This is a genomic window from Streptomyces lomondensis (assembly GCF_014651035.1).
GTDB classification, from domain to species: domain Bacteria; phylum Actinomycetota; class Actinomycetes; order Streptomycetales; family Streptomycetaceae; genus Streptomyces; species Streptomyces lomondensis.
Map to the genome: position 1 here is coordinate 438,665 of NZ_BMWC01000001.1, position 12,118 is coordinate 450,782.

Here is a 12,118-nt window from a genome sequence, read left to right on the forward strand (position 1 = left end):
CACTGTCGAGCGGCCTCGGACGGCCGAGGGACGGCCCAGCTCCTCGGTCTGACTGGGCGGGCCGCCGACCTCAGCGCGAGGGGCGCCTCTTCGGGGGGACTGGGCCCGGGATCACGTCCTTGCCAAAGTGTTCCTTGATCAGGTACTTGAGTTCCGGCCCTTCGATGAGCTGGAGCCGGCCATGTTGGCGGGCAAAGTCGTGGCTGGCCCTGCCGAACCAGGATGTGGTGATCAGGACCCCCTTGGCGGCACGCTTGTGCTCGACCACTCCGGCGAGCGCCTGGACGGACTCAACACCTACGAGCTTGCTGTAGCGCTTCGCCTGAATGATGCACTCACCGTTGAAGACGGGGTCCTTGCTGACGGCCACCGCGTCAACGCCCTCGTCTTTGGACGCCTGGGTGTTCCAGGCCTCCATGCCGATCGCCTCAAACAGTTGGCGAATCAGGTGCTCGAACTCGGTGGGCGTCAGCTTCACCAGCACGGGCCTGCTGTCCAGGCCGGCGACTACATCCATGCTGTCCATGAGCCGGTACTTCGATAGGTCGAACTCGACGATGGGGCGGATCGGTTCGAGATCGTAGGGGTTGGGCGATACCAGAGCGTTGAGTCCCCTGAGGCACTGCGCTGGATCAACCTGGCTGAGACGGAGCTTTCCGAACTGCTCCCTGCTGGCGCTGAGCGTCACTAGACAAGGTGAGACCTCCTGACCGGTGGCCCGGTCGACGGTTCTCACATGGCCGTTCAGGATCACGCCATTGACGATCCGGTCCGGATCGCTCGTCAGGACCTCGTGGACTGTCCTCAGAGCGACTTGTGCCAGGACGGAGGCGTAGATCTCCTTGCGCTCCTTCTCCGGACGAGGCAGCACGGTCATCTCGTCTCGGTTCTTCACGTACCGGTAGCCCCGCGCGGTCGGAACGATCGCCTCAGGAGGCAGATGGATCTCAACGAGTACGTCACCGGTGGCAGGGCGAAAGGCAATTCGATGCTCGTGCGGGAAGCCCACTGGATACACCGACGCATCCAGAACAGCCCCTAGATGAGCCTCGACTGCCGCGGGCTCCCCGGCCCTGTACGCCTCGCGCTCCTCATCCAACTTCGCGTTGAAGGTCGCCACCTCGTCAAGGGCTTGCGCTTCAGACTGACGGTGCTCGGAACGCTTCCGCTCCAGCGTTGCCAGCCGCTTCTCTTCGGCCCGCCTGTGGCGATCCTGTGCCTCGCCGAACCGCACACGCGCCTCAGCAACCTCAGCTTCATAGCGCTTCCTGCCAAGACCCAGGACAGCAGCCAGAGCGCCGGGTTCCGGTGGTGCGAACTCTTCCCAGCGCGGGGAAGGCTCCGGACGAGACCAAGGACGCTCGTCTAACGCTCTCGGCGTGTGAGTCCTCCGCCGGCGCTCGAAGGTCGTCGGCGGATCGCCAACCAACGCGTCACGGAGCAACTGCCCGAGTTGCTCGACCTCGTGCTCGACCCCAATTGTGCGAACCCGCGCCTGCTCGGCCTGCTGCTCCTGATACGCGGCCTTCCGCTCGCGCTCCTGCCGCTTGCTGGCCGTCTCAGCAGCCTTGCGTTCCCGCTCCGCTTGTCGTGCCCGTTGCTCCTGGGCACGCCGTAAGGCTTGCTGCTGCCGCTGATAGCCGTTGCCTCGGCCACTGCCCCGTTGCGCCACCTGTTTGCCCCTCCCTGGCCTTACTCCGCCATAGGGCTGCATTCCCCTTCCACATCGCAGAATCACGCCCAGCAGGGACGTCACCTCAGCCGGACCGCACGGTGCATCGTTGGCTCCAGTCGTCTGCACCTCAACCCACGACAGCCAGCCACGATGGCGGGTTTGCCGACCGATCAGGCGCGCGTGTGCCTCGCTGCACCCCTACTGCCCTCAGCCACGCCTTTGAGGTGTCTCGACCAGAGGAAGCTAGGACACCCGGCCCGTGAGCCCACTGCCTGAGCCATCAGCTTGCTGCGGCTCTCTGGGGCCTACTGCGCCACTGACCTGGGCGAACGGATGGACCGTCGTTTCGTCGTCCTCAGCTGCTTGCACCGTAATCCCCGCTGCTCCCCGGTCGATCTGGTGCACCTGTGGTGCGGCGCTGGTGGCCGAAGGCGACAGTCGGCCCTATGGACACCGTGGGTGTTGTCCTCGATTGAGTGGCTTCGTATTTCTGCAAGCACAGACTGTGTTTTCTGAAGTATGCTCCACGGCATGACCAACCGTTACGCCTTCACTGAGAGGGCGCGCACCCTGGCCTCCTACATGACACTCGCCGAGATGGAGGCGGGTTGCGATCATGTGCGCAAGGCTTCGTGGTGGAGCCGCATCACCCGTTTCGATGAAAGCGTTCAACCTCCTGTGTACGACGAGGAGATCGCCGGAATCGCCAAACTGTTCGGCACGACTCGCGAACAGGTGCGGGCGATGATCGCCGAGGAGTGGCTTGGTGTCGCACCAGAGAAGGTGTCCAGTCGCGTGAAACGAATCATGCCTCAGGTCGATGCCCTCGAAGACGCTGACTTCAAGATGGTGGAGCAACTCGTAAACCGCCTCACACCTGCCGCGGCAGAGTCGGGAAGGCGTCGCGTTGTGATCCGCAGGAAGTCAACCGCCTGACCCGAAAGTAGCGTTGGGGCCAGCGTGCCTCAAAGTCGGGATGCCAGCGCTGATCGAGAGCTCAGCCGGCAGGCCGTGCTGCGTCCATGTGCTGCAAACGCCCAGCGGCGTTGGCGGGTTATCAGCGATCTTCGCTCTCCCCGCCAGAGTCAGACGTGCGCGTCTCCGCCGTACCCGCGAACGAAGTGACGTGTGACCGACGTTACCTATCGCATTCGAGTCAAACCAAGGAGACAAAACCATGCCCCTGGATGAGCACCTCAATCTAAACGCCCTGGCGGAATGGTGGGAAAATAAGCAGGCGGAACGCAAAAGGAGGAAACAAGAGCATGAAGAGCATCGCCGATCCCCAGAGTATGTTGGGCAATTGCAACGCCTGGTACGTCTGACGCAAGGTGCGATTGATCTTCTTCATATGTCGCATGTGGCCATGAGCCGGATGCCCAATGCGACGGATACGTACCTTATGTACGCTGGAACGGACGATTCGCTTGAATGTCTTGTTGCGATTAAAGCGCTTGTTGAGCAGGGTGTACACAATGTAGCGCGACGAGAATGCAGGTACTTGCTTGAGCAAGCCGTGAAGTACTTGTATGTCGATCAGCAACTACCCAGCCTTAGCGCGACAAGGGACCATCGGGTTGAATACCTTAAGGCAAGCGTTCCACGATCTAGTATTCAACCTGTCTTCGACATTCAGCCTTTGTTGCCATCCCAGGACGTGCAAGCCTTCCGTAACGATGTCAAGGGAAGGTGGTCCTCCCTTTCTGGAGTCGTTCATCCGTCCAAGGAGCAGATAGACGAGCGCGCAGCACGGGCCCGAAGGGGATCCTTCAGCGGCTTTGAAACGGCGAAAGATTTGACTGCAATAAATAATCAGCTTGCGTCCGTTTACGATTGCCTTGGCGTAATTTGGCTGACCGCTGCAGGACCAAGCGCTGCGGGTGACGTAATCGTGGAACTCGATTGTGATAGTTGGATATTTCGTAAATCCAAATGGCTTCAGAAGTTGAGTCGCAGTTATGACTACAAACTTGAGCGCCAACAAGGGAGCTAAGCCAGAGTGAGCGCTGCAGGCCTGGAACTGCAGCGTAAGCCCTGTCGGGCGCGGAGGTGGTATATGGCAGCTGCCCAGGATCGGCGTTCCGACTACCGCTCCCAGTCTTCAACGATGGGTTCAAAATGAACGTCGTGCCATGGCCTGACCCACTCCTGTAGATACTGAACGTCGGTGGACGAAGGTACAGGAGAAGCTTCATCTAGGAGGACCAGAGATGGCATGACTGCTGCATCCCCAAGAAGCAGTGCTTCTCCTGAGGAAAGCATCGGGAGGGACTCCGTAAGTGGACCAAGCGAATCCGGAATGAGTCGCTTGACGTAATTCTGATCCTCAGGATTTGTTAGGCGCATAGCGAGAAAGTTGCTGCACTGCGAGAAAATGGTCTCAGAGATCTCTGACGGCCTCTGGCTCACGATCGCTGCCGTGATTCCGTATTTCCGACCTTCCTTGGCGATACGTTCGATCGCGGTTCGCGCGGCGTTGTATTTAGCTGGTCCGCCCTTCGGAACGTATTTGTGCGCCTCTTCGTACACCACCAAAAGCGGTGTTTCTGTGCGCATCTCGGGATGCGTTTTCTTGTAATAGCTTGTAATAGTAGGCATAGTCAAAGAGCAGCCTAGAGATCAGGGAGACGGTGATGCTCAGAACTTCGAAGGGGACACCGCTGAGATCGATAACTGTTACGTTCGACGATGCCTCCTTCGTGTAGCCCGTGAATTGCCGCAAAGTCTCCTCTAGTGTCGTGTTCTTCGTCCTTTCTCCCATTAGAAAGTCAAGGCGCCGATCGTGACATCGGTTCTCTAGACGTGTGATGAAGTTATCCAACTTGCCGTGCAGAGATCCCTGCCTCTTTCCTCGGGATCCTTCGACCATTTCTTCGTTCTTATCCCGAGCCGCAGTCAGGACATCTTCGATGTCGAAGTAAATCGGCGAGTCATAGTGGATTCGTGAGCGCAGACCCTCGTCTCCGGTGAAATGAGACTTCCTGCTTTCGGTTACTGCTCGCTTCAAGACAGCAACCTGGTTATGTGACTGTTCCTCTCTGCTTTCGATAAGGAGATCCTGTAGTTCTTCCGAGTTGAGCATCCAGTAGGGAAGTGTTAGCTCCTCGACGCTGAGGCGGTTGGCTCCTGGAAATGCGGTGCGGTACTCGCTATGGATATCAAAGATGACGATGTGAGTGTTGTTCAGGCGATACTCGCCGTGACGGCTGTCTCGCATGCCGATTGCTGTCTGAATTACCCTCGCAATTGCGTGGGACTTACCTGATCCAGTAGACCCTACGATAGCGAGATGCCGGTTGAAGAATTTATCGCCATCTACAGGGACATCGACGTGGCGCTCTCTGGCAAGCCGAGCAAAAAGAAAACTCTTATCCTTGGGAATACCTTCGTAGACCTTCTGCACTTCGCTGCGAGAGGCTACGGCCACCGACTTGGGAGGAATGGCAATACTCCCCCCACCTCGTTCGAAGTTTCCGTCGGCGTCAATGAAACCTAGCGGGACTGCTTCCAGGATATAGACTCGTTGGTACTCGGTTGCGCCCGTTCCGCCTGATGGTGCCGGCTTCAACTCGATCGAAAAGTTTTCGATGATCGCGATAATCGAACAGCTTGCGCTATCGAAGACGCGCAAATAAGATCCAACCTTTAGCGGGTCACCTTCAGAGAGGGCAGTGATATCGCTCACTGAAATCTTGATGCGGTCCGGGTAAACGCCGACAACTTCTGCACCAGAGACAGTCATTTGGGCCCCTTAAAGATCGCCTTGAGGTCGTTAGGTCCGGTGGTGGCAATGTGCCGAGTCCGCGCGTGGTTAAACGGGTTCAGGCGTGGGCCTACCCGGTCAGTGTTGACCTGCTTCTGGTGGCCGCCTGGCGGCGCCTGCGCAGTGAGGGACCATCCCGGCTGGCTTGGTGCTGGTTCCTCGTCGCACTGTTCGCCTCACTCGGCGCCAACGTGGCCACTGCCGGGTTCCTCGACCTGAACGACCCGCCCGCCCTCCTCCGCCTTGGCATCGCCGGGTGGCCTGCGGTCGCCTTCCTCGGCGGAACGCTCCTTGCCCACTCGGCGGCTGCGGAGTCGGAGCCGGTTCCGCCGGCACCCGTCGCGGCGGACCCGTCGGATGCCGAGCCCTCGGCCGAGGAGCCGGTGCCGGACGCCCGACGCCGTTCGGTCACGGAGGCCACGCCCGAGCCTGACATGGCCCCCGGCCTCGCCACGGTCCCCGCTTCTCCGGCTCCGGATCCCGCTCCGGCCCCGACTCCTCAGGTCCCTGCCGTCCTGCTCGACCACGCCCGCAAGGTCGCCGACGAGTACCGAGCCCGCACCGGCGCCCCGATCGATCACGACACCTTGCGCTCACGCCTCGGCGTCCCGCCCCAGCTCGCCGACGCCATCGCCGCCCAACTCGGCTGAACGTCGCCGGTGTTCGCTCCGGCTTTCCCACCTGACCAACGGCCCGAAAGGGGACTCACTGACATGCCCGCCCGCGACCACTTCCACTCCGTGATGCGCATCGGCCCGGTGCAGATCGGCACCCACCGCGACCGCCACGGCCAGACCAAGCACGCCGCCGTGTGCACCGCCGACCGCTGCGGCTGGTCCTCCGACTACTCCAGTCAGTCCGCCGCCCAGCTCGCTGCCCGCACCCACCGCTGCCGCATCCGCTAGGAGGTCATCGCCATGCAGGTCCCGCTCTGGCTCGCGCTGCTCGTCGTCGGCTACCTCGGCGTCAAGCTCATCCGCCCGCCCGTCTGGCTCATCGCCGTAGTCCTGCTCGGCGGATTCCTCCTCGCCGACAGCGTCCTCGCCCCGGCCATCAACGCCCTCGTCAAGTAACTCGCCCGCGAGAGGAGATCACCGATGTTCCGCCCGAAGATCCCCACCATGCCGACGCCGACAGGCCTTAACACCCGGCCCGCCGTCGTCGAGCCGACCACCGTCAGCCCGAACGTAGGGGCCCCGCCGGCCGTCCCTGCGACTCCGGCGCCGTCCCGGCCCACGGTCCAGCTCACCCCCGGCACCGCGCTCGCCCTCGTCGGCGGTGGCACGGCCGTCGTCCTGGTCCTCGGTGCCGTCCTGGTCTCGCTGCTCCTGGCGGTCGCCATCACCGGAGCCTCGGTCGCCGTCTGCGCGGTCGTCCTGCGCTCCCTGCTCGCCTCTGAAGCCAAGCGACGCTGACCGGCCCCCGGGCGGCCTCGATACCGCCAAGCATCCGCCGCCCGGGCGCCGTCCCTGTCCGATCCGATGAACCGGAAGGAACACCCAGCATGGCCCACCGCGCCTCACCCGCGACACCGAGTGCGCCCCTGCCAGACACATTGCTCGACCCGATCACTCTCGGCGACGTACTCCGAGTCGCCTCGGCCTCCGACTACACCCGCTGGGAAGACCAGATCCGCCGCACTGGCGGCTGCTCCGACCCCATCCACCTCACCGGCTGGGTCCTCCAGAAGGACAAGACCACCGGCGAGACCCTGCACCGCTACTCCACCGCGAACGAGCCGGGCGGACGCCTCCGCCTCGCCTGCGGCAACCGCCGCGCATCCCGCTGCCCGGCCTGCGCCTGGACGTACGCGGGGGACACCTACCACCTCATCCGCGCCGGACTCGCTGGAGACGACCGACGCGACATCCCCGCCAGGGTCCGCGACCACCCGCGCGTCTTCGCCACCCTGACGGCTCCGTCGTTCGGCCCGGTCCACAACCGTCCCGATCACGGCACCTGCCGCTGCGGCACCCCACACGCGTCCGACGCCCCAGAGCTGGGCACTGCCCTCGACCCGGACTCCTACGACTACGCGGGCTCCGTACTGTTCAACAACCACGCCGGACAGCTCTGGCAGCGCTTCACCACCCGGCTCCGCCGCGAACTCGCCGCCCGCGCCGGCCTGCCCCGCCGGGAACTTGCCGACCACCTTCGCGTCTCGTACGGCAAGGTCGCCGAATTCCAGAAGCGCGGGGCCCTGCACTTCCATGCCGTCGTACGGCTCGACGGCCCGGAGGGGCTCGGGACGCCACCGCCCGCCTGGGCCACGGTCGGCCTCCTCACGGACGCGCTACACGCCGCCGCCGCGCATTCGTACACGTCGGTCTCGGTCCCGGCTGCGGAGGACCAGCCGACTCGGACCTTCCGCTGGGGTCGGCAACTCGACGTCCGGCCGGTCAGGGCCTTCGGTGACGGCTCTGACATCACCGAACAGGCCGTCGCCTCATACGTGGCCAAGTACGCGACCAAAGCCGCCGAGAACACCGGCACCCTCGACCGCCGCATCGGCGAACTCTCCGAACTCGACCGACACCAGGTTCCCGACCACACCCGGCGGCTCATCGAAGCCTGCAAGCAGCTCGACCCGCTCTACCCGGACCGGCGCCTATGGGCTTGGGCCCACATGCTCGGCTTCCGCGGGCACTTCTCGTCCAAGTCGCGTACCTACTCCACCACCCTCGGCGCCCTCCGCCAGGAACGCGCCGACTTCCGCGCTGCCCAGGAGGCATCCGTCCTCGGACTCGACGACCGCGAGCCGGACACCGTCCTCGTCCTCACGGACTGGCAATACGCCGGCCACGGCCACACACCGGGCGAAGCCGCCCTTGCCGCGACCATCGCCCGCGACCTCCAGACCAACCGCGAGACAGCCCGCGACGCCCTCCTGGCCGAAGGGAGTACGGAATGACCACGGCCATCCGGTCACGCACCATGCTCACCCTCACGGAGGTCTGCGAGGAACTGGCCATCTCGCGCTCGACCTTCTACGACTGGCGAGCCAAGCGCCGTGCACCGCGCTGCATCAAGCTCCCGAACGGCGACCTCCGGATCCGGCGGAGCGACCTCGACCACTGGCTCGACGACCGCGAGGACGCCGCCTGATGGAGACGACGTACGACGTGAAGGTCTACAAGATCCTCACCTATAAGGGAGCCCGGAAGACCACATACACAGTGCGCTGGGTGGTCGCGGGGAAGCGCTGGCGTGAGCCCTTCGACACCATCGCGCTCGCCGAAGGCTTCCGCTCCGACCTCATCCGGGCCACTGGCAAGGGCGAGGCGTTCGTCATCGCCACCGGACTCCCGGTGTCCCACCGCTCCAAGTCGGCTGCCATGAGCTGGTACAAGTTCGCCGTCGAGTACGTGGATGCCCGCTGGTCTCAGCTTGGCGGCAACAGCCGTAAGAACATCGCCAAGACCCTGACCGCGACCACCATCGCGCTGCTGCGGGCCAAGCCCACCCAGTTCGCACCCGCCGCCGTGCGCACCGCTCTGCGTGAGTGGGCGTTCAACACGAACCGGCGCCCCGACGCGCCCCGAGACGTGGTGGCCGTCCTCCGATGGGTCGAGCGGAACTCTCTGCCCGTCTCGGCCTGGGAGGACCCGGAAAAGGTGGACCAGGTCCTGCGCGCCATCGACACCCGCCTCGACGGCAAGCAAGCGGCGGCCTGGTCTCGCAAGCGCAACCGGCGGATCCTCAACGTCGTCATGAAGCACGCGATCCGCCGGCGCATCCTCCGGGCCAACCCCCTCCCCAAGGGAAAGGAGTCGACGGCCGCCACCAAGACCACGAACGCCGTGGACAAGCGGTCCTTGCTGAACCCCGAGCAGGCGGCGGCCATCCTCGACCAAATCCGGCGCCGGCCGCGCGGTGGCGAGCGACTTCACGCCTTCTTCTCCACGCTGTACTACTGCGGCCCACGGCCCGAGGAAGCCGTTGCCATGCGGGTGGAGGACGTCACGCTGCCCGATCCCGACGCCGTCGACCAGTGGTGTGAGCTGCTGTTCCACACGGCGACCCCCGAGGTCGGAAAGCAGTGGACAGACACAGGGGAGATCCACGAGCAGCGGGACCTCAAGGGCCGCGCAGAGGGCGAGACCCGCACCGTCCCGGGGCATCCCGCCCTGACACGCATCCTGCGTCAGCACATCGAGGACGAACAGCTCAAGCCCGGTGACCTGTTGTTCCAAGGCGAGTCGGGAGGCATCCTCGCCGGGTCCGTCATCCGTCGAGCGTGGCGCAACGCCCGTAAGGCCGTCCTGCCCCCGCACGTCTTCGAGTCGCCCACCGGACGGCGCGTCTACGACAACCGGAACACGCGCCTGACCAAGTGGCTCAACGACGGAATCCCACCCGCCCAGGTGGCGGAGTGGGCCGGGAACAGCGTTGCCGTGCTCCTGGCGACCTACGCTCGATGCGTCGAGGGCCAGCTACCCGACCTGAAGCGGCGACTCGAAGCTGCCGGAGATCTCCCCGAGCCGCCGTCCGCCGGTTGACCTCGCGGCCCGAAAACTTCGACACGTATTCGACACGGCCACCCGCAAAAACCCGGTGACAGCCGGACAGCCCCGGCACCTTCCCTTGATCATCAAGAAGGTGTCCGGGGCCTCGCTGTGTCCAGCGTCACCCACTCTGACCAGCAAAAAGCCCTCCCGAACGGGAGGGCGGAGACTTGCGCCCCCGGCAGGACTCGAACCTGCGGCCAAGCGCTTAGAAGGCGCCTGCTCTATCCACTGAGCTACGGGGGCCGGGTGTGGTGGCCTCTGTCGTGGTGCCCTGGTGTGGGCTGATCCGTGACGTTGCCGGGGACAAGGATAGGGCTCCCGCGTCCTTGTCCCTGTTGCTTCGCCTCCGTGGCTCGATGTGGAGGTTCGGTGAAGCGGTCCTGATAATCGCAGGCAGGTACGAATCGTGCATCGCTTTTGGCGTCTGACGCATCGGGTGTTGTGCACTCGTTATGCCTGGAGTGTGCCTGTGTCCCAGATATCCCTTCCGTCCCTTGTGTTCCGTCGGCGCGCAGACATGCTCATATGCTTCAGAATTCCCCTAAAATTGGGCATTCTTCGCATGTGGTGACCTTGGACGTACGGCCTCAGCTGCTCGACGCACTCTCCGCCCTGCGCGACCGTGTCGCCGCCGCACGCTTCCCGCTGCCCCTGGCGGGGGCCCCACGCGCGCGTGCCAACCGCGACGAACTGCTCGCGCAGCTCGACGACTACTTGGTGCCCCGGTTGCGGGACCCCGAAGCGCCGCTTCTGGCCGTCGTGGGCGGCTCCACCGGCGCCGGGAAGTCCACGCTGGTGAACTCCCTCGTCGGGCGGCGGGTCAGCGAGGCGGGTGTGCTGCGGCCGACGACACGGACCCCCGTGCTGGTCTGCCATCCGGAGGATCATCACTGGTTCAGCGGCATGAGGGTGCTGCCCGACCTCACGCGCGTGTGGGTCCCCCAGCAGGACCCCACGGACGACCTGCTCCTGCCCGGCGAGAACCCCGCGCGCGTGCTGCGCGTCGAGACCGTCGAGACGCTGCCGCCCGGCCTCGCCCTGCTCGACGCGCCCGACATCGACTCCCTGGTCTCCGACAACCGCGTCCTGGCCGCCGAGCTGATCTGCGCCGCCGACATCTGGGTCATGGTCACCACGGCCGCCCGCTACGCCGACGCCGTGCCCTGGCACATGCTGCGCACCGCCAAGGAGTACGACGTCACCCTCGTCACCGTGCTCGACCGGGTGCCCCACCAGGTGGTCAACGAGGTGTCCCGGCAGTACGCGGCCCTGCTCACCAAGGCCGGCCTCGGGCACGTGCCCCGGTTCACCGTCCCTGAACTGCCCGAGTCGGCCTGGGGCGGCGGGCTCCTGCCGGCCAGCGCCGTGGCCCAGCTGCGCACCTGGCTCGTCCACCAGGCCCAGGACCCGGCCGCCCGGCAGGAGGTCCTGGCCCGCACGGCATACGGCGTCCTCGACTCCCTCAAGTCCCGGATGCCCGCGCTGGCCGGTGCCGCCGCCGCGCAGTACGCCGCCGCGCTACGGCTCACCGCCGCCGTCGAGGGGGCGTACGACAGCGAGCACACGCGCGTGCGGGGCCGGTTGCAGTCCGGGGCCGTGCTCGCCGGGGACGCGCTCAAGCGGTGGCGCGCCTTCCCCCTGGACTGCACCGCCGGCGAACTGCTCGACGCGCTCGTGGAGAGCCTCAGCGCCCTGCTGCTGTGCGCCGTCACCGCCGCCGACGAACGGGTCGACGACGCCTGGCGGCGTGAACCGGCGGCGGCCGCTCCGGAACTCGCGGTGCGCGACTCCGCGGCGGACAGCGCCGAGCACCGGATCGGACTCGCCGTACGGCGCTGGCGGCGCGAGCTCGAGGAGTACGCCGAGGACGAGGTGCGCGAGCTCGACCGCGCCCTCGCGCCCGACCCCGAGCTGGTCGCCGCCCTGGTCGCCACCTCCCTGCTGGGCGGCCGCCGGGGACGGATGGCCGGGGAGAGCCTTGCCGAGCGGATCGGCGCACACGGCGCGCTGCGGCTGCGCGACCGGGCCGGACGGCTGCTCACCGAGCACGTGGAGCGGGTGCTGCACGCCGAACGCGAGCGCCGGCTCGCCCCGCTCGACGCGCTCGACATCCACCCCGAGCCCCAGGCCGAACTCATCGCCGCGCTGTCCGTACTGCAGAAGGAGAGGTGA

12 protein-coding genes and 1 tRNA gene are annotated in these 12,118 nt (G+C 65.2%); 10 read left to right on the plus strand and 3 right to left on the minus strand.

The window, feature by feature from the left end; translation table 11 throughout:
* Positions 1-70 precede the first annotated feature (70 nt).
* Positions 71-1,672: a restriction endonuclease gene (locus IE255_RS01925; protein WP_229906249.1), complete on the minus strand. Its 1,602-nt coding sequence runs from the start codon at positions 1,670-1,672 to the stop codon at positions 71-73.
* Between the two features lie 534 nt (positions 1,673-2,206).
* Here IE255_RS01925 and IE255_RS01930 point away from each other — a divergent pair.
* Together IE255_RS01930 and IE255_RS01935 are read left to right on the plus strand one after the other, a co-directional pair.
* Positions 2,207-2,611 carry a hypothetical protein gene (locus tag IE255_RS01930; protein ID WP_190048331.1) on the plus strand — a complete coding sequence of 135 codons (405 nt, stop codon included), beginning with the start codon at positions 2,207-2,209 and terminating at the stop codon, positions 2,609-2,611.
* A gap of 241 nt (positions 2,612-2,852) precedes the next feature.
* Entirely contained in the window at positions 2,853-3,668 is an 816-nt protein-coding gene (locus IE255_RS01935) for a hypothetical protein (RefSeq protein WP_190048332.1), read from the plus strand.
* A gap of 489 nt (positions 3,669-4,157) precedes the next feature.
* Here the strand turns inward: IE255_RS01935 and IE255_RS01940 are convergent, their stop codons facing one another.
* Positions 4,158-5,417, minus strand: coding sequence for an ATP-binding protein (locus IE255_RS01940; protein ID WP_229906250.1), 1,260 nt, complete (start codon positions 5,415-5,417; stop codon positions 4,158-4,160).
* A gap of 119 nt (positions 5,418-5,536) precedes the next feature.
* Between IE255_RS01940 and IE255_RS01945 the strand changes: the two genes are divergently transcribed.
* The 7 genes from IE255_RS01945 (at position 5,537) to IE255_RS01975 (ending at position 9,937) form a co-directional block, all read left to right on the plus strand.
* Positions 5,537-6,088, plus strand: coding sequence for a DUF2637 domain-containing protein (locus IE255_RS01945; protein ID WP_372487636.1), 552 nt, complete (start codon positions 5,537-5,539; stop codon positions 6,086-6,088).
* Between the two features lie 63 nt (positions 6,089-6,151).
* Complete coding sequence (locus IE255_RS01950; RefSeq protein ID WP_190048333.1) at positions 6,152-6,343, plus strand: mobile element transfer protein; 192 nt, start codon at positions 6,152-6,154, stop codon at positions 6,341-6,343.
* Positions 6,344-6,355: 12 nt separating this feature from the next.
* On the plus strand, positions 6,356-6,511 hold the full coding sequence (locus IE255_RS01955) for a hypothetical protein (RefSeq protein ID WP_190048334.1): 156 nt from the start codon (positions 6,356-6,358) through the stop codon (positions 6,509-6,511).
* A 24-nt stretch (positions 6,512-6,535) separates the two neighbouring features.
* Positions 6,536-6,853: a SpdD-like protein gene (locus IE255_RS01960; RefSeq protein WP_190048335.1), complete on the plus strand. Its 318-nt coding sequence runs from the start codon at positions 6,536-6,538 to the stop codon at positions 6,851-6,853.
* 128 nt (positions 6,854-6,981) lie between these two features.
* Entirely contained in the window at positions 6,982-8,349 is a 1,368-nt protein-coding gene (gene repSA, locus IE255_RS01965) for a replication initiator protein RepSA (RefSeq protein ID WP_190049313.1), read from the plus strand.
* On the plus strand, positions 8,346-8,543 hold the full coding sequence (locus IE255_RS01970) for a helix-turn-helix transcriptional regulator (protein WP_190048336.1): 198 nt from the start codon (positions 8,346-8,348) through the stop codon (positions 8,541-8,543). The genes repSA and IE255_RS01970 overlap by 4 nt, the downstream gene beginning before the upstream one ends.
* Positions 8,543-9,937, plus strand: a complete 1,395-nt coding sequence (locus IE255_RS01975) for a tyrosine-type recombinase/integrase (RefSeq protein ID WP_190048337.1) — start codon at positions 8,543-8,545, stop codon at positions 9,935-9,937. Before IE255_RS01970 ends, IE255_RS01975 begins: the two co-directional genes overlap by 1 nt.
* 179 nt (positions 9,938-10,116) lie before the next feature.
* Here IE255_RS01975 and IE255_RS01980 read toward each other — a convergent pair.
* Positions 10,117-10,189 (minus strand) — tRNA-Arg (locus tag IE255_RS01980).
* Positions 10,190-10,510: 321 nt separating this feature from the next.
* Between IE255_RS01980 and IE255_RS01985 the strand changes: the two genes are divergently transcribed.
* Entirely contained in the window at positions 10,511-12,118 is a 1,608-nt protein-coding gene (locus tag IE255_RS01985) for a dynamin family protein (RefSeq protein WP_190048338.1), read from the plus strand.